The organism is Pseudomonadota bacterium, from assembly GCA_016719885.1.
GTDB lineage: Bacteria > Pseudomonadota > Gammaproteobacteria.
The window spans coordinates 65,382-86,333 of the sequence record JADJYF010000004.1 but is presented as its reverse complement, the minus strand read 5'-3'; the positions used below and the strand labels follow the sequence as shown (position 1 = coordinate 86,333).

The window sequence follows — 20,952 nt, the reverse complement described above, 5'->3', positions numbered from 1 at the left end:
CGGGCGGCGAGCGTCGCCAGCGCCGACAAGCGCGGGTATGCTTGGCCGTCCGTGAGAATCGACAAGGGGAGACCATCATGCTCAAGTGGAAATTCGGCGATACCACCATCACCCAGCTCATCGAGTTGAAGGACGACAGCGGTTCGGTGCCGGTGCTGCCCGATGCGACGCCGGAAAACCTCGCCACCATTCCCTGGTTGAAGCCGCATTTCGTGACGCCGGACGGCAAGCTCATCCTCAACATCCAGATGATGATCATCGAAACGCCGGACCGCAAGATGGTGGTCGACACCTGCATCGGCAACGACAAGACCCTCGCGCTCGATGCCTGGGCCAACATGCAACGCCCGTTCATCGACAACCTGAAGAAGCTCGGCTACGACCCGGATTCCATCGACACCGTGATCTGCACCCATTTGCATGTCGACCACGTCGGCTGGAACACCAAGAAGGTCAACGGCAAATGGGTGCCGACCTTCAAGAACGCGCGTTACGTGATGGTCGATTCGGAATTCAGCCACTGGCAGAGCCACAAGGATGATTTCGGGCCGGTGTTCCAGGAATCCGTGGAACCGGTATTCGAAGCGGGGCTGGTCGATCTGGTCAAACCCGATCACCAGGTGGGCTCGGGCGTGTGGTTCGAACCGACACCCGGGCACACGCCCGGCCATGTCAGCGTGCACATCGCGTCCAAGGGTGAAGAAGCCATCATCACCGGCGACATGATGCATCACCCCTGTCAGATTGCGCGGCCGGACTGGGTCACGCCGTTCGACAACGACAGCCCGGCCGCCATGAGCACACGCCAGGCCTTCCTCGAGCGCTATGCCGACAAGCCGGTGACGGTGTTCGGCACCCATTTCGCCGACCCGGTGTGCGGCAAGATCGTGAAGGACGGCAAGACCTTCCGCTTCGCCGTTTGATCACGGGCCGTCGCTTTCGACCCTGAATGTCAGACTGAAGTCTGACCCACAAGGGATCTCTTCTTCTGTGGGTCAGGCTTCAGCCTGACATTCGAATTTGCGAATGATTCTGCACCTACAGTGGCGGTGGCGAGTGTCGCTAATGCCACTCCCCGCGCATCGCCGCGACCTTCTCCTGCAGCGCCGCCGGCGATGCCTCGGCCGCCGCCACCGGCGCGTCTATCTCCAACGCAATCTTGCGCAAGGGGCGCAGCCGCCACGGCTTGCTCATGGCCTTACCGTCCTTGCGTGAGAAGAACGAACCCCACAGGCCGCGCAGCGCCATCGGGATCACCGGCACGGGGCTGCGTTCGAGGATGCGCGTGACGCCCGGCTTGAAGGGATAGAGTTCACCGGTGTCGGTAATGCGGCCCTCGGGGAAGATCGCCACCAGGTCGCCCTCGGCCAGCGCCTTCGCCACTTCGTCGAAGGCGCGCGCGGTCATCTTGGGATTCTCGCGCGCCGACGCGATCGGAATCGCGCGGCCGGTGCGAAACACGAAAGAGATGATCGGCATCTTGAAAATGTTGTGATCCATCACGAAGCGTATCGGACGCGGGCAGGCCGCCGCGATCACGAGGGCGTCGACGAAGCTCACATGGTTGCACACGATCAGCGCGGGCCCGTGCTCGGGCAGGTGCTCGACGCCGCGCTTGTCGAGCCGATAGACCGTGTGGATGAGCATCCACACGATGAAACGCATCAGGAACTCCGGCACCAGCAGGTAGATGTACACCGCCACCGCCGCGTTCAGCAGCCCCAGCACCAGGTACAGCTGCGGCAGGCTCAGGCCGGCCTGCAGCATGCCCGCCGCCATGACCGACGCCACCACCATGAACAGTGCATTGAGAATATTGTTGGCCGCGATCACCCGCGCGCGATGCGAGGCCTCGCAACGGCTCTGGATGAGCGCATAGAGCGGCACGCTGTAGAAGCCCGCGAACATCGCCAACAGCAACAAATCCACCATCACGCGCCAATGGTCGCGGTCGGCCAGGAAAGCGGCGGGGCCCAGCAGTGCGTGGGGCGCGAGGTCGTGGCAGGCCAGCCACAGATCGATGGCGAACACCGTCATGCCTATCGAACCGAAAGGCACGAGACCGATCTCGACCTTGTGCCCCGACAGGCGCTCGCACAACAACGAGCCGGCGCCGATGCCGACCGAGAACACTGCCAGCAACAGGGTCACGACGTTCTGGTCGCCGCCCAGATTCTCCTTGGCGAAGCCGGCGAAGGTGGTCAGGAACACCGAACCGAAGAACCACATCCATGAAATGCCGAGCAGCGACAGGAACACCGTGCGATTGCCATGGGCGTGACGCAGGTTGGCGAGGGTTTCGCTGACCGGGTTCCAGTTGATGACCAGGTCCGGCGCCGGCGGCGGCGAGGCCGGCACGAAACCCGCGGCCAGGCGGCCGAGGATGGCGAGCACCATCGACACCGCGGCGACGTAGTGGGCGCCGACCCCGGGAATGGCAATCAGCGCGCCGCCCAGCATGGTGCCGAGCAGGATGGCGACGAAGGTGCCCATCTCGACGATGCCGTTGCCGCCCACCAGTTCATGGTCTTCGAGATGCTGTGGCAGGTAGGCGTACTTGACCGGCCCGAACAGCGCCGAATGCATGCCCATCAGGAACACGCCGACGAACAGCAGCGACGCCATGTGCAAGAGAAAGCCGGCGGCGATGCCGCACATGAACAGGATCTCGAGATTCTTGACGACGCGGATGAGGCGCGCCTTGTCGTACTTGTCGGCGAGCTGGCCGGCGGTGGCGGAAAACAGCAGGAAGGGCAGGATGAAAATGCCACCGATGACCGGCCCGGCGCTGGTCGGCGCGAGACCGCCCCACTCGGCGGCGCTGTAGGTGGCGAGCGCGGTGAAGGCGAACTTGAAGGCGTTGTCGTTGGCGGCGCCACAGAACTGCGTGAGAAAAAACGGCAGGAAGCGACGCTCGGTCAAAAGACCATACTGACTGCTGTCGCTCATGTCTGCGTGCGCTCCGCGCTGTGCTCGAATGGATGGCGACCGCGAGTATGCCTGCGACCTTCGCGATGTTGAATTGCCGCGCGCTGATCTATGCTCTGGCCATCGTGCGACCAGGGACACCGCCGTGATTCGAGACATTCTGCGCATGGGCGATCCGCGCTTGTTGGAGGTAGCCCGCCCGGTCAGTGACCCGCGCGCGGCGGACATCCGCGCGCTGGTCGCCGACATGTTCGACACCATGCACGCCGCCAACGGCGCGGGACTCGCCGCGCCGCAGATCGGCGTCGGTCTGCGCGTGGTGATCTTCGGCTACCGCGACGCCGCCGCGCGCAACCCGCGCTATCCCGATGCCGACCCGGTGCCGGAGACCATCCTCATCAACCCCGAACTCACGCCGCTCGGCGACGAGTTCGAGGACGGCTGGGAAGGTTGCCTGTCGGTGCCCGGTCTGCGCGGCGTGGTGCCGCGTCATGCCCGGCTGCGTTACCGGGGTCTCCAGCTCGACGGCACGCTCATCGAACGTGAAGTCGGCGGCTTCCACGCACGGGTGGTGCAACACGAGTGCGATCACCTGGACGGCATCCTCTATCCGATGCGCGTCACCGACTTCACGAGATTCGGTTATACCGATGTGCTGTTTCCCGGCATGGTCGACGCCGACGATTGAATCGACACTCGCTCCGCCGCTCGTGCCGATGCACCGAGCATCGATGCGCCGCGCCGGTCGGACCATCGCGCGAATTGTGACTGGTTTCGCCACCCTGCCCGCTGCGTGCCGCGTTCAATTCCATTGCAATGATGCTTGATTCACGGAGCGGCGTCGGCGGTGTCGGCCGACCGCCCATGACCAGCAATTCCAGGAGGGTATTCATGGAGAACATTTCGCGCATTTCGTCCCTGGCCGCGATCGTCATGCTCGGCATGGCGGGGACCGCAGCTCACGCCGCGCCGGTGGCCAGCGGGCCGGCACTCGCCACCGACGGCGACGGCCTCAATTCACTGTGGGTGCGCGCCACCACCGCGCCGCACAACATCAGCGACGCGAACGCCGTGCTCGCCAGCGAGAACGAGCGCGTCAGCCTGGTGGTCACCGAGGTCGACTTCTACGATCCGGCCAACGGCGCGAATACCGGTGTCAGCGTCGGGGTCGGCGCGCTCACGCCCTTCGACGCCGCGGCGCCGGAGGTCGACAACCTCTACGCGGTGCGCTACTCGGGCATCCTCAACGTCGCCACCGGCGGCGAATACAGCTTCCAGTTGCATACCGATGATGGCTTCGACTTCCTGCTCGGTGGCGAACGCGTTGCCGCCGTGGACGGCGACCGCGGTCCGGAAAGCTCCTTTGTGACGCTCAATCTCGAGGCTGGCCTGTACAGTCTCGAGATGCTGGGTTGGGAACAGGGTGGCCAGTTCACCAATGAACTCAGCTGGAGGCGCCCGGGCGACGAGACCTACGCCGTGATCGGCACCGAGGCCGGCGGGCGCGCCTTGTTCACCACGCCGAGCGCGGTGCCGGTGCCCGCGGCCCTGCCGCTGCTGGGCTCGGCGCTGCTCGGGCTGGGTCTCACCCGCCGCCGTCGCGCGCGCGGCTGAAGCTCCGCCGTGGTTCGCGCCGCCGCCGCGCGGCGCGAACCCGTCAATCAAGCGCCGTTGGCGGGGCGGAACAGGAAGCCCGCCACCAGCGACTCGATGAAGTGTCGCACCCGCGCGCTGTCGATATTCGCAATCTTCATCTGCGCAATCATGTAGGCAGCGCCAATCAGCAGGCGCGCCGCATCCTCGCTGTCGAGATCCGCTGACAGGCTGCCCTCGCGCTTGCCGCGCTCGGTGGTGGTCACCAGCAGCGTCTGTATACGCTCCTGGAATTCCAGGTACAGCGGCCACACGTCGTCGCGCACCGCCGTGCTCCAGTCCAACCACACACGCGCGTGGTCAGGGTAGCGGTCGATGGAATCGGCGAAGGCCGCCGCCGACTCGCGCAACACTTCGGGCGCTGGCACCTCGTCGCGCTGAATGGGCACCAGCACGTCGTCGTGAATGAAGCGCGCCACCTCGTCCAGCACCGCGCGCACCAGCAGTTCCCGGGTCGGGAAGTACACGAACACCGTCGCCACCGACATGCCGGCGGTGGCCGCGACCTCGGCGTGGCGCGCCGCGCCCAGCCCGCGACGGGCGAACACCTGCATCGCACAGGCCATCAGCTGTGCGCGCCGCGCCGCCGGATTCAGGCGCCGTGCGCCACCGTCTTGCCGCACCGCGGCATTTTTTCGCGCTTTAGCCATTCAAAAATCTACGGAAAATACTTATTGACTGTTTTATTAATAAGAACGACTTTTGGCACATGGCCAAGTCCGGCCACCATCATCATTGCCCAGGGGAGTTCCGATTATGAGCGTACGCGTCCAAGACATGAGCCCGCTGCCGATTGCCGCCAACCTCGACGACGAGGGACTGGCGCAATACGAGGCAACCTACACCAGCCGATTCAAGATCTGGGCGGAAGTCCTGGAGCGTAACGTCGAAAACATCCACCGCGGCAGCTACTCCCTGCACTGGATGAACACCGACAAGGCCAACTGGGGCAAGCGCGCCAAGCCCTCCTCGCGCGGCATGACCTATACCGACATCAACCGCATCCGTGGCTACGGTGACGCGCCGGACAAGGCCGAGTGGTTCAATTTTGCCCCGCGCGGCTGCGTGCGCGAACCCTATCGCCACGAGATGCCGGTCATCGAGGAATACACCGTCGTCGACAAGGGCGAGCTGTGGGCCGACAACATCATCACGCTTTACGAGGAAGCCAAGGCACGCCAGTGGAACGCCACCCGCGACATCGCCTGGGACGAACTGGAGGCGCTGCCGGACGACCTCGAAAAGGCCACCTGCCAGCTCTGCACTTTCCTGACCGAAATCGAATTCGCTGCCGGTGACTTCCCCGCCAAGTGGATGTACCGCATCCCGCAGGACTTCCTCGAGGTGAAGAGCTTCCTCGCCACCCAGATCATGGACGAGGCGCGCCACCAGGAAGTGTTCCGCAAGCGCGCCATCGCCGGCGGCGGCCTGCTGCATGCGGCGCCCGGCTTCGAATGGGCGCTGACCTCGATCCTGAACGCGCCCACCCACACCATGGGCACCTTCCTTCTCAACCTGCTCGGCGAAGGCCTGGTGCTGTCGATCTTCCGCTCCGGTGAAATGATCGCCAAGACCCACGTCGACAAGGAGATCTTCCGTCGCTGCCTGCAGGACGAGGCGCGCCACGTGTCCTACGGCGTGCTGGAATTCAAGAACTACCTCGACACCCATCCCAATCGCGCCGCGGCCGAAGAGCAGATGCACCGCTTCTGCGACATCGGTGAACAGGTGGTGCTGTCGGCATTCGTCGAGCCGGCCCTCATCGAACCCATCGCCGTACTGCTCGGCGGCGGCCTGAAGAAGATCGACGAAGGCATGGGCGGCGTCGCGCACATGTGGCGCATGTTCATCCAGGAATACCTGCAGCGCTGCAAGGCCGCGGGCTTCGACCGCAGCGCACGCTGCACCATCCCGACCGAATTTCCGTGGGGGGCAGCGGCATGAGCGCGGTACGCGAAGAACAACGTGAGACCCTGGCGTTTCCCGACGTCGCATGGTTCGAGGCGCTGGCGCGCCTCATGAACGCCAACCGCGCGCGCCAGGAACAGCTCGGCTACATCGATTGCAGCGTGGTGTTCAGCGTGAGCGACGGCTCGGCCGACCGCTTGCCGCGCCATTTCAAGGTGACGTTCGAAGAGTTCGAAGCGCTGGAAGTGCGCGAAGTCGATGCGGCCGCGGCGGCGCAGGCCGACTTCTGCCTCGAAGCGAGTCTCGCCACCTGGCGCGCCATGATCGAGAGCATCGCCGTCGGTGGCGGTCGACCGGCGCTCGATCAGACCTTGAACTATCTCAGCCACATGGGCACGCCGCTGGCCCTGGTGGCGGCCGATCCGCTGAAGTCGGACCTTTATTACCGCTACAACCAGAGCCTGCAGGAATTCGTCAACGCCTCGTGCGCGTTCAACACCGAGTTCCCTGTGGGCAGGTAGTCAGCATGGCAAAAGCAGACAAGGGCTATTTCTATATCGATCAGACCTGCATAGGCTGCGGTGCCTGCGAGCATGCCTGTCCCGGCAAGGTCGACGCGATTGCACGGGTGGAGGACGACTACCTGGGTCGCTTCATCATCGCCGAGCAGGACTGCATCAACTGTGGCGTGTGCATTCCGCTGTGCCCGGTGCTGTGCATCCACGATGCACGCGCCCATGGCCTGGTGGAAGGCAGCGGCGGCTATCGCGCGATCGCCGACCTGCAGGCCTGGGCGGCAGCCAGGTGACCGGCGATTGATGGCATGCCCGTGGGTGCGGATTCATTCGCACCCACGGCGGCTCCGACGCGTGCCGCTCAGGCGTCGGCAGTCATCACCGCGTAGCCGGCCACCCACGGCGCGATGGCGCGGTAGTACTTGAGATCGAAACGGCGCAGGCCGGCCGCGCGCGCGGCCGCGGCCATGGCTATCCAGGCCCGGATCTCGTGGCCGCCACAGCCGCCCTCGCGGGTGATGCTGTCATCGTCCATGGCGAGGATCGCCGCTTCGTCATCGTTACGCAGATTGTCGAGGAAAGCCTGGTCCCAGGCGGGATTGAGCGGCGTGCGATCGCTCTCGCCGCTGACCTGCAGCGCGGCATCACTCAGCACGCGCTGCTGGCGCGCGGCGCGCGCCTCGGCACTCAAGGCGCCGCCCATGATCAGGCGTTCGCGCACCGGCGCGGGTGCGCCGGCCAGGGTGGGGATGGGCGGGTCGTGGGAGATGCCGCCCGAGGCCGTCAGCAGCACGCGGCAATCGAGCTTGGCAACGAACGCGCCGATGGCGCGGCCGAAAGCCATCACGCGCGCCAGCGGCGGACGCGGCGCCGCCGCGCAATTGACGAACACCGGCACGACGGGCGGCATGGTCGACCAGTCGAACATCTGTTTCATGAGCTGCGTGACGCCGTGATCGACGTCCATGTGGTAGGAAATCGCGACGTCCACGCCGGCCGCATGCACGCTCTCCACGCAGCGTTCGGCGAGCTCCGCCGCCACCGGCAAGGGGCCGGCCGGCGTATTCCAATCGCCCACCGATTCAGCCGCCGTACCGATGCAGAAGCTCGGCATGAGGCGATAGAAAAAGCCGTTGTAGTGATCGGGCCCGCAGGCGATGACGAGCTCGGGCTGGTAGTCGGCCACCCACGCACGCGTCTCGGCCAGGCAGGTCGCCACTTCGCTGGCGACCTCGGGCGCCGGCGCGTGGTAATCCATGAGCGGCGTGTGGGAGGCAAACAAAGCGGCGACCGTCATGCTGACACCTCAGGCTCCAGCGAGCAGGAAATCGATATGCAGGCGATTGAAGGTAGCCGCATCTTCGAACTGCGGCCAGTGACCGCAATCGGCCATCAGCGTGAAGCGCGCGTCGGGAATGAGTGCGGCGATGCGTTCGCCGACGCTGTGGGGCGCGGTGGGGTCGTGGCTGGTCCACACCACCAGGGTCGGCGCGCGGATCGCGCGCCACTCCGCCTCGGCCAGGTTGTTGCGCTGACGGATGTCCGGTTCCTGCAGCACCAGGATGTTGTCCAGCGCGCGCGGAAAATCCGCTTGCTGGTAGATGGCCTGCCGACAGGCGACGAGGTCGTCCGTCACCGAAGCAGGGTCGGCCATCAGCCACGCAAGGCGCGCGTGCACCGCTTCCCAACTCGGGTTGTCGACCGCGGCGCGCGAAGACGCCTTGATCTTCGCCATCACGTCCAGGTTCATGGTCGCGCCACCGGTGGTGTTCAGGCACAGCCTCGCGACACGCTCGGGATATTCGAGCGCGAAACGCGCCGCCACCCAGCCGCCCAGCGATTCACCCGAGACATGCGCGCGCTGGTGGCCGAGCGCGTCGAGCACCGCGCGCAGATGTTCGACGTAGACCGCTATCTCGTAGGGCTTATCGGGTTTGTCACTCCAGCCGTGACCGACCATGTCGATGGCGTAGGTGTCGAAGTGCTCGCCGTGGGCGGCAAGATTGCGCGCATAGCATTCGGCATGACCGCCGGTGCCATGCAGCAGCACCAGCAGCGGCGCGCCCTTGCGGCCGCTGCGCAGGTAACGTGTACGGATGCCGCCCGCGTCGAGATAGCCTTGCTCGAAACTCGCGCCGCGCAGATCTCCCCACAGGCTGCGGTAGCTGGCTTCGGCCGTGTTCATAAGCCGGCCAGGAAGTTGTCGAGGTAATCCAGCCACTCGCCCTTGCGCGCGTACTCGCGCTGTATGCCCGCCATCAGGGCGCTGCGCTCACCGGCATAATTCTGTTCATAGAGTTCATGACGGGCGCCGAACTCGCTGCCGCAGATATCCCAAGCGAGCTTCAACAGCTGGGTCTTGGCGACGCCCGAGATCTCGGCGCCGCGCAGCGCGCGCTCGATGTCGGCGCCCACCGGCGAATCGAACTCGTCCATCGACACCGGCACCTGCACCAGGGCGCCACCGCCCATGCGCCGCAGCATCTGCACGAGATCGGGATAGACCAGCGGCCCGTAGGCGCGGCCGACCTGCAGGGCGGGAAGATCGGGATACAGCACGCCGTTGTCCGGATCGAGGGTTGCCTGCAGTTCGGCCGAGCGCGTGGTGTTGCGGATCATCTCGATACGCACCACCGCTTCGCCGAGCATTTCCATGATCTCGGGGCGCGAGGCCAGGCCCTGCGCCTCGGCCAGGCGTTGCACCAGCGCGTAGACGAAGCCGAGCTTCACTTCGAGGCGCGCATTGGTTTGATGGGCGGTCAGTTCGCGCATGCGCGTTTCGCGGTACATGCGATTCAGGAGCGGCACGTTCTGGTTGACGAACACGCGCTCCCACGGCACCAGCACCCGGTCGAACACCACCGTCGCGTCCATCTCGTCGAAGCGCGATGACAAGGGAAAATCGCGGCGCTTGCCGTGGTTCGAATAGGACACGCGGCAGATGGTCTTCAGTCCCTTGCTGTTCATCGGCACCGCGAACACGTTGGCATAGGCTTCCTCGCCGGCCTGGAAGGTCGGCGGGAACGGCCACACCAAGAGTTCGTCCGCGTAGGGCGCGGCGGTCGCGATGCGCTTGATGCCTGACAGCACCAGGCCGTCGGCATTCTCGTCGACCACGCGCAGGCAGATGCCGGGATCCGATTGCTGGTGACGCAGCTTGCCCTTGTCGAGCTGCGGGTCGAGCAAGGCATGGGTCAGGAAAAGATCGTTCCGCGCGACGTGCTTCCAGTAATTGACCATGGCATCGGCGCCGGCCGGGCTTGCTTCGGCGAAGAAGCCGCGCTTGGCCGCCAGCGCCGCCAGCATCACGTTGAGGAAATCCGGGCTGCGCCCGACCATGCCGCAGTTGGCGCGTGCCCAGATCATGTAGGCCTCGCGTTTAAGACGCAGGTGATCGAGCGTGCGCGGCATCTCGAACGCGCGGCCGGCCGGGCCGATGTCGGGGATGTCGGTCACCAGCACGTCGCGATGGCGCGGGTCGTGCTGCAGGTCGTAGAGATCCGCGATGGACTGGATGGCGGCCTGGAATTCCGGGAACGTGGTGACGTCGTCGACGCGTTTGCCGTCGTACCAGACTTCGCGGCCGTCGCGCAGCCCCGCCAGGAATTGTTGTCCGTTACGCACCGCCATGGCAGACCTCGCTCTGTTCGCGCCAGCCGCGGCCGTCGTATTCGGCGCGCAGCGTGGGCTTTCGTTGTGTCAATTGAATGCCGAGCTTGGGCAGCACTTTCTCCACCAGGAGCTCGTTGCTTTTCAGTAATCCGTCGATGGGCGCCGGTCCTGCTGCCATCCACGGCACGATGAGGTCCGTATTCAGCATCTTGATCATCGCCTCGAGCTGGCGCGCGACCGTGTCCACCGTGCCACACAGCGAATAGCCGCGTTCGCGCATGCTGGCCGGCGTATTGGGAATGACGCCGGCCTCACCGGGGTGGCGCAGCGCCTCGTTGAAATGGAACCAGTCGTGCCAGCGTGTCCAGATGTAGCCGAGGCCACGCTCCTGGATGGCGATGGCCTCGGCGTCGGTGTCGGCCACCACGATTTCGCGGAAATGGCCGAGTCCCCGCCCCCATTCGAGCGCGCGACCGGCGGCGCCCGAGGCCTGCTGGTAGAGATCGATGGCGCCGCGCGCGTGGGCCTCGATGGGCGAGAAGATGATGGGGGTGATGCCTTCCCGCGCCGACCACTCGATGGTCGCCGGGCTCATGGTGAAGGGCATGAAGGTCTCGATGCTGGACGGCACCTGCAGGGTGAGCGGCGCGATGCCGATGCGCGCAAGTTCGCCGCGCTCGTCGACCATGCCCGGCGCCATCGCGCGCGTTGCCGGGTGATCCCAGGCAATACCGCGCGGCGGAATACTCCAGTGCGCGCCCTGGTGGCTGAACATGGGCTCGGCCCAGGCCTTGCGGATGATCTCGTAGTGCTCGTTGAAGAGTTCGCGATTGACCCGATCGTGCTCCGCGAAGTCCGGGTCGTTGGCGGCGGTGTAGGCCGCGTTCATCTTTTGCCCGACTGTCATCACGTGGCGGGCCTGGTAGCCGCGCGCGAAACCGGCGCACATCCGCCCGTTCGACATCTGGTCGAGCATGGCCAGATCCTCGGCGAGCAGGATGGGATTGCGCGCCGGCAGCACGTTGCCCATCTGGCCGATGCGCAGGCGGCGGGTCTGCATGGCCGCCCACAGCCCGAGCAGCACCGGGTTGTTGGAAACCTCCAGGCCTTCGAGGTGGAAGTGATGCTCGGAAAACGCGCAGAAATCGAAACCGAGATCCTCGACCTGGCGCAGCAGCCGCGCGCAATCGGCCAGACCGCGCTGGTAGTAATTGGCATCCTGGCCGGCAAAGCCGCGCTCGAAGTCGGCGGGCGTGGCGCCGGCGCTAGGCAACATGAACGCGCCCAGGCGAATTTTCATGACATATCATCTCCCCGGACGGCAGCCGCACGCGGGCCATCCATGAACTGTCGGTCGAACTGGCAACGACGCGGGCAGCCGCCAAGGTGGTACCGCGTCCGGCGACGGAGTCTAATATATTAGTATGCCAATGCCCATCCTCCTGTCGCCGCGGTCCCGCGGGCCGCGCCCATGAGCAGCCATCCCTACGATCATCAGACCCTCGCCTCGGCGCGCGCCGGCAGCCCGGCCGCGCGCGCCGACGCCGCCTACGACTACATCAAGACGCGCCTCCTGGAAGGGGATTACGACGCCGGGCACAAGCTCTCGGTGGTCGAGCTGACGCGCGAGCTGGCGTGCAGCCGCGTGCCGGTGATGGAAGCCGTCAAGCGCCTGGCCGGCGCCGGCTTCGTACACATCGTGCCGCAGGTCGGCTGTCGGGTGGTGACGCCACGGCCGAATGAAGTGCGCGATTTCTTCGCCTTGTTCGCCGCCGCCGAGGGCACCGTCACCGCATTTGCGGCGGCGCGACGCAGCGGCGCCGAAGTCGAAGAATTCGAACAGCTGTGCGCCTACATCGACGAGGTGACGGCCAAGGCCGGCAAGCCCGGCGATCGCGATCCGACCTATCGGCGCCTCAACCTGCTGTTCCATTCCTTCATCCATCGCCTCGCCCGCTCGCCGGTGACCACCACCATCGCCGCCACCATGTGGGACCGCAGCGACTTCTACATCAAGCTCGCGTTCGGCTCGCTGTACTTCTCACGCCCGGTGCGTGCCGCCCATCAAGCAATACGCGCGGCGCTCATCGCGGGCGATGCACAAGCGGCCCGCGCGGCGGTGGCCGCGCACCTCAACGCGGTGGGCGACGGCGTGGCGACGGCGATGGAGAAACTGGCCGAGGGTTGACGTCCGCGCGCGTGGCGCCGAGCTTGGCGGGCCAGTCACGGCGCTGGCCGCGCGTGACGGCGCAGCGTGCGGCGCTCTGTTATTCTCGATTGCTGGCGATGCGCGGGAGCGCGCGTCGAGTTTCGTCGTCCAGGCCAGGGAATCATCATGCATAAACACCTGCTTCTCTTCGGCGCATTGCTGCTCGGTGGCTGCGCCAGCAATCAACCGGTGATCTACGCCGGACCCAATGGCGGCGATCGCAGCGTCAGCGATGCCGCCGTCGCCGAATGCGCGCGCATGGCCAATGCCGCCGGCGCCAACCAGTACGGCGGGCCCGCCGGCGAAGTCGCCAAGGACACCGTGCGTGGCGCCGCCACCGGCGCGGCGGCCGGCGCCATCGGCGGCGCGATCGCAGGCAATGTCGGGCAGGGCGCGGGCATCGGCGCCGCCACCGGCGCGGCGGTCAACCTGGTGCAGAAACTGTTCGTGCCGGCTGCGCCGAATCCCGCGTATCGCGCCTACGTCGAGCGCTGTCTCGCCGACAAGGGTTATCAGATCGTCGGCTGGCAATAGCGCAGGCGAGAACGCGTTCGCCCGTCGGCGCTCGACGCACGGCCCGTGGGCCAGGCGCAGGTGCGCGACCGCCGTGCAGCGGCCGCGTTCGTCATTTCAGACCGCGCGTTTACGCACCATGCCCAAGGTTGCCATCGCCGCCGACAGCAGCCAGAGGCTGGCCGGCAAGGGCACGACGGCGCCACCTCCCGAGACCGGCCCCAGGCTGCCGGACGTGATCTCTGCGGACACCGTGGCCGAAAAATGCAGCACATCGCCGGCCTGCACACCCAGCGCCACCACCGCGCGTTCGTGGGCATTTTGATTGGCGCTGAAGCCGGCTTGGAAGAGCGACAGCGCATAGGTGTTGTCGCCGCTGGCAAATTGCTCACTGCCCGGTCGATATTTGCTCAAGCGCATGGTCGCGGCACCGGCAGCGCTCAATCCGAAATCGCCGGCCTTGGCATCCGCTATCTCGATTTCCAGATCCGCCACCATGGAGATCACTATCGTGCCGGAGCCGCTGCCGGTGATGGTGAAGTCCGCTGCGCGCGAGCCTTGCGCCACATCCGTCGTGAGCGGCCGCGCACCAGGCTCGGTCAGCGCTTTGGCGATAACGAAGATGACGGCGTTGTTGAGGGTCGTGGACGCGCCACCGTTGGCGGCCCCGCCAAATGTCGTCCAGTCGCTGAGCGTGCGGGTCTGCGAGGGCAAGCCCGTCGAATCTGCATGGGCGGTGCCGAATGCATTGCTGATCTCATAGTCGAGCGTCGGCGAGCCCAACAGCGAGACCTCCAAGGTTCCCCAGGAAAACTGCCCGGCAGCTTCCACGAACGCGGCGTTACTCTGGGCGCAGCTCAACAGTAGGGCGCTCAAAGCGACGAGCCTGGTCAATATCGGCGTGCGGGCGGGTGCAGTGCTGGTGCGCATGGGGCCTCCGTTGTCCATCTGGGCCGGTTGCTGGCATTGAGCAGGCAGCGCGTGGCGCGCTTCGCCGGGATGCTAGGCAGCCCATGACTGCGGTGTCAAACGGCTTTTCACCGCCTCCTCGCAACGCCGGCCCGCCCCCCTCTTTCTTCCAGCGCACGGGCAGGGCGCGCAATAATGGCAGACCTTCAGCAGGAGATCCGCCATGCCCACGCACATGAAAATCGACTTCGTCTCCGATGTCTCCTGCCCGTGGTGCATCATCGGCCTGCGCGCGCTCGAACAGGCCATCGAGCGCATCGGGCCCGAACTCGAAGTGGAACTCGAATTCCAGCCCTTCGAGCTCAATCCGCAGATGCCGCCGGAAGGCCAGGATCTCGATGAGCACATCATGCAGAAGTACGGCATGGGACCGGCCGACACCGCGCGCAACCGCGAGGCTATTCGCGCGCGCGGCGCCGAGCTCGGCTTCGAATTCCGCATGGACAAGCGCGACCGTATCTACAACACCTTCGACGCCCACCGGCTGCTGGCGTGGGCGTTCGGCGAAGGCAAACAGCATGAATTGAAACACGCGCTGTTCGACGCCTACTTCACCCAGGGCTTGAGCCCCGGCGATCACGCCGTGCTGCTGGCCGTCGCCGAGTCCGTCGGTCTCGACGCCCTGCGCGCCGCGGCGGTGCTGGCCAGCGACGAGTACGCCGACGAAGTGCGCGGCCGTGAAGGCTTCTATCACCAGCATGGCATCCACGCGGTGCCTGCCATCATCCTCAACGAGCGTCACCTCCTGCAGGGCGGTCAACCGACCGAAGTGTTCGAGCAGGCTTTGCGCGAGATAGCGGCGAAGGACTCCGCCTAGGCCATGACCGTCGAGGTCCGTTACCTCGGCCACCTCGGCAACAACCTCTTCCAGTACGCCTTGGGTCGCATCCTGGCCGAGGAACTCGGCGGCGCGCTCTGCTGCCGTGCCATGCCCGATGCACGCGGCTGGGGCGTGGTCGAGCAGATGTCGGGCATCGTCGATCGTTTCAGCACGCAAAGCGCGGCGTTCGCCGATGCGCCGCAGTCGCTGCCAGGCGACGCTCGCGACGAAACGCAGCTGCGCTACGTGATCGGCGAGAAGCAGAACTGGTCGGGGCACGGCATCAACCTGCCGTGGCTGCTGCGTCATGCTCACGCGCAGCGCATCGTGCTGCACGGCTATTTCCAGCGCGCCGAATACTACCTGCCCCATCGCGAGCGCATCGCGCGTTGGTTCGCCCTGCCTGCCGCACCGCTGCTGCCGAAGCTCGGCCGGCGCGACGTGCTGGTGCACGTGCGCCAGTCGCTGGACATGAAACTGCTGGACCGCGCCATCGACATGCGCTTCTACGTCGAGACGCTGGCCGACATGGCGCCGACGCGCGTGTTTGTCTGCGGGCTCGGCATCGATGATGCCGTGCGCAGCGCGCTTGCACCGTTCAATCCCGTGTATCTCGAGCTGCCGGCGCTCGATACCTTGAAAGTCATGACCCAGGCGCGGCGCATCATCCTCGCCAACAGCACCTTCAGCTGGTGGGGCGCGTGGTTGTCCGAGGCCGAGGAAATCGTCTACCCGCGCGTGACGCGCAACTTCTGGAGCGCCGATCGCGCCGACATCGCGCTCGAAGTGCCGGAACCGCGCTACCGCTACGTCGACGATGTCGCCATCAGCAACTGGCAGCCGTTCGCCAAGGCGCCCGGTGTCGACTGGCAGCTCGACGGGCACGGCGATGGCCAAGCGCGGCTGCACCTGCGCCACGGCACGGGCGCGCTGGTCATGCAGTTGAGCGCCGACCTCGTGCCGCTCGCGACCTGGCTGGGCACGCGACACACGGCTTTCGGTCTCAACGATATCGAGGTCTGCGAACTGTCACCCGCCGCGCGCCAGGATGCGCCGCGCCTGTTGCTGGCGCTCGCTCGTCATGCCTTCATCGAGGCCGACAAGGACGTGTTGGACGGCATCGCGGCGGTCTTCGGTGAGGTCGGACCCGGCGCTTGACCGTGCGGACAGGCGCTCTTAAGGTGCGTTAACCATTCGTCAGCACGCACAGCAGGAGCACCGCGATGAGCATTCCGGGCGCAGCGGCTACCCTCGACGACTTTCCTGGCCGAGCGCTGACGGCGGCGAGGTGCCCTACGCGGTGTTCACCTCGCAGGCCATCTTCGAGCGCGAACAGGAACGCATCCATCGCGGCCCGACCTGGCACTTCCTCGCGCTCGCCGACGAGCTGCGCAATCCCGGCGACTTCAAATCAACCTTCATCGGCACCACGCCGGTGGTGGTCACGCGCACCCGCGACGGCGACATTGCCGCGTGGGTCAACCGCTGCGCCCATCGCGGCGCGATGGTATGCCGCGAACCGCGCGGCAATGCGCGCGCGCATCGTTGCGTGTATCACCAATGGGCCTACGACGAGCGCGGACGACTGCGCGGCGTGCCGTTTCAAAAAGGCCTCAACGACAAGACCGGCATGCCGGTCGATTTCAACATGGCCGAGCACGGCCTGCCACCGGTGCGCGTCGAGGATCACCGTGGCGTGGTGTTCGGCAGCCTGTCCGACGCGGCGCCGTCGCTGGCGGACTACCTCGGGCCGCGCATGCTGCCGTGGCTGGACCGCATCTTCCACAAGCCGGTTGAATACCTCGGCTGTACGCGCCAGTACGCGAAGTCCAACTGGAAGCTCTATTACGAGAACGTCAAGGACCCCTACCACGCCAGCCTGCTGTACCTGTTCCATACCACCTTCAATATCTATCGCTTTAATATGCGCGGCCGCAGTGTGATGGATGATGGACTCGGCGTGCATTCGATCATCACCACCACGCCGCAGGACGACGACGACACGGCCGGCGATTACCAGAAGCACGACATCGCCACCTACCGCGCGGGATTGAAGCTGGCCGATCCCTCGATGCTGGAAGTGCGCCGCGAGTTCGAAGAGCAGACCAGCAACAACATCCACACCCTGTTTCCGAGCACTGTCATCCAGCAGATCCACAACACCATGGCGGTGCGCCAGGTGCTGCCCAAGAGCGCCGGCGAATTCGAACTGGTGTTCCATTTCTTCGGCTACCAGGATGATGACGCGGCGTTGCGCCGCCTGCGTCTGAAACAGGCCAACCTGGCCGGCCCGGCCGGCTACATCTCCATGGAAGACACCGAGGCGACCGAACTCGTGCAGCGCGCCATCGAATCGTGCGCGGCCGGCGATTCGTCCTACATGGCCATGGGTGGCGAGGATGGCGACGGCGGCACCAGCCTCATCAGCGAGCACATGATTCGCGGCTTCTGGCGAGGCTATCGCACCATGATGGGCTGGGGTGGGTGATGATTGATCGCGAACTTTATTTCCGCATCGAGCGCTTGTTTGCCGAGTACTGCGCGGCGCTCGACGAAGGGGAACTGGAAGCCTGGCCCGGGTTCTTCGTCGAAGACGGCCTGTACCAGATGATCGCGCGTGAGAACCACGCGCATGGTTACCCGATTCCGCTCTTGCTGCTCGACAGCCAGGGCATGATGAAGGACCGCGTCTATTCACTGCGCAACGCCAACATCTACCAGGCCCATCGCTATCGCCACGCGCAGTCCGGCATCCGCATCACCGGCCGCGATGCCGACGGCCTGCGCGTGTCGTCGTCCTACATCGTGGTGCAGACCTTGAACGACGGCGTCAGCAACATCTACCAGGCCGGCAGCTACTACGACCTGCTGGTCGAGACCGCGGCGGGCCTGCGCTTCAAGGAACGCACCTGCGTCTACGACACTTCGCGCATCGCCACGCTGCTCGCGACGCCGGTGTAGGTGCGATTTCAATCGCGCATTCGTGTTTTCCGAGCGCCGTGCCGCGACCTTCAATGTCCGATTAAAATCGGACCTTGAAGGCCCCGTGGCCTTACGTCACCTCGTGCAGGTGCGGATCTGTTCGCACATTCACTTGGCAATAAAACTGCAAATCCCAGGACTTTTTCCATGATGATTCAACGCGGCAAGACCTACGACGAGGTCTACCAATCGTTCCAATGGAACATCCCCGAGTTCTACAACATCGCCGACGATGTGTGTGACCGCTGGGCCGGCGACGCCTCGCGCATCGCGCTGGTCTACGAGGACGAGAACAAGGAGGTCCAGCGCTTCAGCTACGCCGACATCCAGCGCCACGCCAACCGCTTCGCCAACACCCTTGTCGGCCTCGGCCTCACGCGCGGCGATCGCGTGACCCTGCTGCTGGCGCAGGACCCGGAAGCGGCCATCGGCCACGTCGCATGCTGGAAGGCCGGCCTGGTGTCGAATCCAACCTCGGTGCTGTTCGGGCCGGAAGCCATCGGCTATCGCCTGAACGATCTGAAAACCCGCGTGGTGGTGACCGACAGCGCCAACTATCCCAAGATCGCCGAGCTGCGCGCGAGCTGTCCGAGCGTCGAACACGTGTTCGTGGTCGACGGCGAACCGGCCGGCGCCAGGAATTTCTGGACCAGCCTCGAAAGCGCCAGCAGCGACTTCACCAACGTACGCACGCGCGCCGACGAAGCGGCGTGGGTGAGCTATACCTCCGGCACCACCGGCATGCCCAAGGGCTCGGTGCAGCCCCATCGCATGATGCTCGGCCACATGCCGAGCGTGGAATTCATGTACGACTTCTACCCGCAGCCGAATGACGTGCTGTGGTCGCCGGCCGACTGGGCATGGATGGCGGGTCTCATGGACTTGCTGTTCCCCGGCTGGTTCCACGGCGCGACGGTGGTGGCGACGGTGGCCATGAAGGGCTTCCAGCCGGAAGAAGCCTATCGCATCCTCGGCCAGCACCAGGTGACCTGCGCGTTCCCGACGCCCACCGCCTTGAAACTCATGCGCCCGATACCGAACCCGCGCGAACGCTTCAATCTCAAGCTGCGCGTCATCGCCTCGGGCGGCGAAGCGGTCGGCACCGAGATCTTCGAATGGGCCGCGCGCGAGCTCGGCATTCGCATCAACGAGGTCTATGGCCAGACCGAGTGCAATCTCATCCTCGCCAACAACGGCTCCATCATGCCCATCAAGCCCGGCTCCATGGGCCGGCCGACGCCCGGCACCATCACCGCCATCATCGATGATGACGGCAACGTGTGCCCGCCCGGCGTCGAAGGAGAAGTGGCGTGCAAGCGTCCGCACCCCGTGATGCTGCTCGAGTATCTCAACCGCCCCGATGCCACGCAGGAAAAATTCCGCGGCGACTGGCTCCTGACCGGCGATCGCGGCCACATGGACGAGGACGGCTACTTCTGGTTCCACGGCCGCGGTGACGACGTCATCACCAGCTCCGGCTATCGCATCGGCCCCGGTGAAATCGAGGACGCGCTTTTGAAGCACCCGGCCTGCCGCATGGTCGCCGCTATCGGTGTGCCGGACCCGGTGCGAACCGAGATCATCAAGGTCTTCATCATCCTGAACGACGGCTACGCGGGATCGGAAGCACTCATCGCGGAGCTCAAGGAATCGGTGCACACGCGTCTCGCCAAGCACGAGATGCCGCGTCTCATCGAATTCGTGAAGGATCTGCCGATGACCACCACCGGCAAGATCATGCGGCGCGAATTGCGCCAGGCGGAAGCGGAGAAGATGAAGAAGGGCTAGGAGGAGCGAATTCGGTGTGCGAATGAATTCGCACCTACGGGCAGCATCGCCGTACTTGTGGGTCGAACTTAGTTCGACAAAAAAAGGGCGCCAGCGCCTCTTTTCGGCGGAACCGCCGCGACGGTTATGCCCGTCGCGGCGTCCGCTTTCATCACACTTTCAGCTTGCGCCGATCACCGTTGCTGACCACGTGCGCCGCGGTCGGGGTGTTGAAGTGCGCGGCCAGCATCCAGATGTCCTTGTCGGTCAGCTTGTCGAGGATCTTGCGACGCGAGGCGGTCGACATCGCCAAGTCCATGCAGAACGCGCTGTGCCATTCCGGGTAGGCGACCTGGATCGGATGGTGGAAAGAATCACCGGTCAACAGCGCCTGGCCCTTCTGGCCCTTGATGTTGATGCACACGTGGCCCGGCGAGTGGCCGCGGCTCGGTTCCAGCCACACGGTGTCGTCGAGCGCGAAGTCGCTGGCGACGAGATCGGCCTTGCCCGCTTCGTACACCGGCACCACGCTGTCCATGTAGGAACCGTCCACGCCGTGGTTGTCCTGCTGGTTCGCCCAGCCTTCGAACTCGGTCTTGTCGAAGATGTAGCGAGCATTGGGGAAGGTCGGCACCCACTTGCCGTTCTCGAGCTTGGTGTTCCAGCCGACGTGGTCGAAATGCAGGTGCGTGCACATCACGTGGGTGACGTCTTCGGGCTTGACGCCAACGGCGGCGAGCTTGCCGATGTAATCCGAGCTGTAGTCGATCCAGTCCGGCACGGTGCTGCGCTTCTTGTGGTTGCCGACGCAGGTGTCGACCAGGATCAGGTTCTTGCCCGAGCGAACCACGAAGGTATGCAGCGACAGGTGCAGCATCTCTTCGTTGGGCGTGCCCTTGGCCGGCAGGAAGTGCGGCTCCAGCCAGTTGCGCTGGGAATCGAGAATCGCCTGGTCGAAGGTCGGGTAGAAATCCTTCAGTGGCAGGAGCGCACCGTACCAGTCCTGCACGCGGTCGATGGTGACGTTGCCGAAATTGAGTTGCTTCACGAGTTAATCCTCTTCTCTTGGGTCGCAA

21 protein-coding genes are annotated in these 20,952 nt (G+C 65.3%); 13 read left to right on the top strand and 8 right to left on the bottom strand.

Features of this window, described 5'->3' with window-relative positions:
• The first annotated feature begins 77 nt into the window (after positions 1 to 77).
• Positions 78 to 923, top strand: coding sequence for an MBL fold metallo-hydrolase (locus IPM80_04105; protein ID MBK8957621.1), 846 nt, complete (start codon positions 78 to 80; stop codon positions 921 to 923).
• A gap of 139 nt (positions 924 to 1,062) precedes the next feature.
• Here IPM80_04105 and IPM80_04100 read toward each other — a convergent pair whose 3' ends face one another.
• A complete protein-coding gene (locus IPM80_04100) occupies positions 1,063 to 2,949 on the bottom strand; it encodes an MFS transporter (protein MBK8957620.1) in 1,887 nt (628 codons plus the stop codon).
• A gap of 124 nt (positions 2,950 to 3,073) precedes the next feature.
• On the opposite strand from IPM80_04100, the gene IPM80_04095 reads away from it, so the two are divergent.
• A complete protein-coding gene (locus IPM80_04095) occupies positions 3,074 to 3,616 on the top strand; it encodes a peptide deformylase (GenBank protein MBK8957619.1) in 543 nt (180 codons plus the stop codon).
• Positions 3,617 to 3,819: 203 nt separating this feature from the next.
• Positions 3,820 to 4,542 (top strand): hypothetical protein, encoded by a 723-nt coding sequence (locus tag IPM80_04090; protein MBK8957618.1) that lies wholly within the window; start codon positions 3,820 to 3,822, stop codon positions 4,540 to 4,542.
• A 47-nt stretch (positions 4,543 to 4,589) separates the two neighbouring features.
• Here IPM80_04090 and IPM80_04085 read toward each other — a convergent pair whose 3' ends face one another.
• Entirely contained in the window at positions 4,590 to 5,231 is a 642-nt protein-coding gene (locus IPM80_04085; GenBank protein MBK8957617.1) for a TetR family transcriptional regulator, read from the bottom strand.
• A gap of 106 nt (positions 5,232 to 5,337) precedes the next feature.
• On the opposite strand from IPM80_04085, the gene IPM80_04080 reads away from it, so the two are divergent.
• Genes IPM80_04080 through IPM80_04070 form a run of 3 tightly spaced genes read left to right on the top strand, consistent with a single transcriptional unit; the run spans position 5,338 to position 7,297 of the window.
• Positions 5,338 to 6,525 (top strand): ferritin-like domain-containing protein, encoded by a 1,188-nt coding sequence (locus tag IPM80_04080; GenBank protein MBK8957616.1) that lies wholly within the window; start codon positions 5,338 to 5,340, stop codon positions 6,523 to 6,525.
• Positions 6,522 to 7,010, top strand: a complete 489-nt coding sequence (locus tag IPM80_04075; GenBank protein ID MBK8957615.1) for a hypothetical protein — start codon at positions 6,522 to 6,524, stop codon at positions 7,008 to 7,010. The genes IPM80_04080 and IPM80_04075 overlap by 4 nt, the downstream gene beginning before the upstream one ends.
• 5 nt (positions 7,011 to 7,015) lie before the next feature.
• Positions 7,016 to 7,297 carry a 4Fe-4S binding protein gene (locus IPM80_04070; protein ID MBK8957614.1) on the top strand — a complete coding sequence of 94 codons (282 nt, stop codon included), beginning with the start codon at positions 7,016 to 7,018 and terminating at the stop codon, positions 7,295 to 7,297.
• A gap of 68 nt (positions 7,298 to 7,365) precedes the next feature.
• On the opposite strand, the gene IPM80_04065 is transcribed toward IPM80_04070, so the two are convergent.
• Genes IPM80_04065 through IPM80_04050 form a run of 4 tightly spaced genes read right to left on the bottom strand, consistent with a single transcriptional unit; the run spans position 7,366 to position 11,916 of the window.
• Complete coding sequence (locus IPM80_04065) at positions 7,366 to 8,301, bottom strand: 3-carboxyethylcatechol 2,3-dioxygenase (GenBank protein ID MBK8957613.1); 936 nt, start codon at positions 8,299 to 8,301, stop codon at positions 7,366 to 7,368.
• 9 nt (positions 8,302 to 8,310) lie between these two features.
• A complete protein-coding gene (locus tag IPM80_04060) occupies positions 8,311 to 9,189 on the bottom strand; it encodes an alpha/beta fold hydrolase (protein MBK8957612.1) in 879 nt (292 codons plus the stop codon).
• Entirely contained in the window at positions 9,186 to 10,634 is a 1,449-nt protein-coding gene (locus IPM80_04055) for a 4-hydroxyphenylacetate 3-monooxygenase (GenBank protein MBK8957611.1), read from the bottom strand. The genes IPM80_04060 and IPM80_04055 overlap by 4 nt, the downstream gene beginning before the upstream one ends.
• Positions 10,621 to 11,916 carry an LLM class flavin-dependent oxidoreductase gene (locus IPM80_04050; GenBank protein MBK8957610.1) on the bottom strand — a complete coding sequence of 432 codons (1,296 nt, stop codon included), beginning with the start codon at positions 11,914 to 11,916 and terminating at the stop codon, positions 10,621 to 10,623. Before IPM80_04050 ends, IPM80_04055 begins: the two co-directional genes overlap by 14 nt.
• Before the next feature lie 171 nt (positions 11,917 to 12,087).
• Here IPM80_04050 and IPM80_04045 point away from each other — a divergent pair, with 171 nt between their 5' ends.
• Both IPM80_04045 and IPM80_04040 read left to right on the top strand, forming a co-directional pair.
• Complete coding sequence (locus IPM80_04045; GenBank protein ID MBK8957609.1) at positions 12,088 to 12,804, top strand: GntR family transcriptional regulator; 717 nt, start codon at positions 12,088 to 12,090, stop codon at positions 12,802 to 12,804.
• Between the two features lie 147 nt (positions 12,805 to 12,951).
• The gene (locus IPM80_04040; GenBank protein ID MBK8957608.1) at positions 12,952 to 13,359 is read left to right on the top strand and encodes a hypothetical protein; all 408 of its coding nucleotides are present in this window, start codon (positions 12,952 to 12,954) and stop codon (positions 13,357 to 13,359) included.
• 96 nt (positions 13,360 to 13,455) lie between these two features.
• Here the strand turns inward: IPM80_04040 and IPM80_04035 are convergent, their stop codons facing one another.
• A complete protein-coding gene (locus IPM80_04035) occupies positions 13,456 to 14,268 on the bottom strand; it encodes a VPLPA-CTERM sorting domain-containing protein (protein ID MBK8957607.1) in 813 nt (270 codons plus the stop codon).
• 202 nt (positions 14,269 to 14,470) lie between these two features.
• Between IPM80_04035 and IPM80_04030 the strand changes: the two genes are divergently transcribed.
• From IPM80_04030 to IPM80_04010, 5 genes are all read left to right on the top strand, one after another.
• Positions 14,471 to 15,124: a DsbA family oxidoreductase gene (locus IPM80_04030; GenBank protein MBK8957606.1), complete on the top strand. Its 654-nt coding sequence runs from the start codon at positions 14,471 to 14,473 to the stop codon at positions 15,122 to 15,124.
• A gap of 3 nt (positions 15,125 to 15,127) precedes the next feature.
• A complete protein-coding gene (locus tag IPM80_04025; protein ID MBK8957605.1) occupies positions 15,128 to 16,285 on the top strand; it encodes a hypothetical protein in 1,158 nt (385 codons plus the stop codon).
• 34 nt (positions 16,286 to 16,319) lie between these two features.
• A complete protein-coding gene (locus IPM80_04020; protein MBK8957604.1) occupies positions 16,320 to 17,615 on the top strand; it encodes a Rieske 2Fe-2S domain-containing protein in 1,296 nt (431 codons plus the stop codon).
• Positions 17,615 to 18,088: an aromatic-ring-hydroxylating dioxygenase subunit beta gene (locus IPM80_04015; GenBank protein ID MBK8957603.1), complete on the top strand. Its 474-nt coding sequence runs from the start codon at positions 17,615 to 17,617 to the stop codon at positions 18,086 to 18,088. The genes IPM80_04020 and IPM80_04015 overlap by 1 nt, the downstream gene beginning before the upstream one ends.
• 171 nt (positions 18,089 to 18,259) lie before the next feature.
• The gene (locus IPM80_04010; protein ID MBK8957602.1) at positions 18,260 to 19,897 is read left to right on the top strand and encodes an AMP-binding protein; all 1,638 of its coding nucleotides are present in this window, start codon (positions 18,260 to 18,262) and stop codon (positions 19,895 to 19,897) included.
• Positions 19,898 to 20,048: 151 nt separating this feature from the next.
• Here IPM80_04010 and IPM80_04005 read toward each other — a convergent pair whose 3' ends face one another.
• Positions 20,049 to 20,924: an MBL fold metallo-hydrolase gene (locus tag IPM80_04005; GenBank protein ID MBK8957601.1), complete on the bottom strand. Its 876-nt coding sequence runs from the start codon at positions 20,922 to 20,924 to the stop codon at positions 20,049 to 20,051.
• Positions 20,925 to 20,952: the final 28 nt, after the last annotated feature.

What these genes read in the sequence shown, in the direction of transcription:
- IPM80_04105 (MBK8957621.1), top strand. Translation starts at nt 78, where the DNA reads ATGCTCAAGTGGAAATTCGGCGATACCACCATCACCCAGCTCATCGAG.
- IPM80_04100 (MBK8957620.1), bottom strand. Translation starts at nt 2,949, where the DNA reads ATGAGCGACAGCAGTCAGTATGGTCTTTTGACCGAGCGTCGCTTCCTG.
- IPM80_04090 (MBK8957618.1), top strand. Translation starts at nt 3,820, where the DNA reads ATGGAGAACATTTCGCGCATTTCGTCCCTGGCCGCGATCGTCATGCTC.
- IPM80_04085 (MBK8957617.1), bottom strand. Translation starts at nt 5,231, where the DNA reads ATGGCTAAAGCGCGAAAAAATGCCGCGGTGCGGCAAGACGGTGGCGCA.
- IPM80_04080 (MBK8957616.1), top strand. Translation starts at nt 5,338, where the DNA reads ATGAGCGTACGCGTCCAAGACATGAGCCCGCTGCCGATTGCCGCCAAC.
- IPM80_04075 (MBK8957615.1), top strand. Translation starts at nt 6,522, where the DNA reads ATGAGCGCGGTACGCGAAGAACAACGTGAGACCCTGGCGTTTCCCGAC.
- IPM80_04070 (MBK8957614.1), top strand. Translation starts at nt 7,016, where the DNA reads ATGGCAAAAGCAGACAAGGGCTATTTCTATATCGATCAGACCTGCATA.
- IPM80_04065 (MBK8957613.1), bottom strand. Translation starts at nt 8,301, where the DNA reads ATGACGGTCGCCGCTTTGTTTGCCTCCCACACGCCGCTCATGGATTAC.
- IPM80_04060 (MBK8957612.1), bottom strand. Translation starts at nt 9,189, where the DNA reads ATGAACACGGCCGAAGCCAGCTACCGCAGCCTGTGGGGAGATCTGCGC.
- IPM80_04055 (MBK8957611.1), bottom strand. Translation starts at nt 10,634, where the DNA reads ATGGCGGTGCGTAACGGACAACAATTCCTGGCGGGGCTGCGCGACGGC.
- IPM80_04050 (MBK8957610.1), bottom strand. Translation starts at nt 11,916, where the DNA reads ATGAAAATTCGCCTGGGCGCGTTCATGTTGCCTAGCGCCGGCGCCACG.
- IPM80_04045 (MBK8957609.1), top strand. Translation starts at nt 12,088, where the DNA reads ATGAGCAGCCATCCCTACGATCATCAGACCCTCGCCTCGGCGCGCGCC.
- IPM80_04040 (MBK8957608.1), top strand. Translation starts at nt 12,952, where the DNA reads ATGCATAAACACCTGCTTCTCTTCGGCGCATTGCTGCTCGGTGGCTGC.
- IPM80_04035 (MBK8957607.1), bottom strand. Translation starts at nt 14,268, where the DNA reads ATGCGCACCAGCACTGCACCCGCCCGCACGCCGATATTGACCAGGCTC.
- IPM80_04030 (MBK8957606.1), top strand. Translation starts at nt 14,471, where the DNA reads ATGCCCACGCACATGAAAATCGACTTCGTCTCCGATGTCTCCTGCCCG.
- IPM80_04025 (MBK8957605.1), top strand. Translation starts at nt 15,128, where the DNA reads ATGACCGTCGAGGTCCGTTACCTCGGCCACCTCGGCAACAACCTCTTC.
- IPM80_04015 (MBK8957603.1), top strand. Translation starts at nt 17,615, where the DNA reads ATGATTGATCGCGAACTTTATTTCCGCATCGAGCGCTTGTTTGCCGAG.
- IPM80_04010 (MBK8957602.1), top strand. Translation starts at nt 18,260, where the DNA reads ATGATTCAACGCGGCAAGACCTACGACGAGGTCTACCAATCGTTCCAA.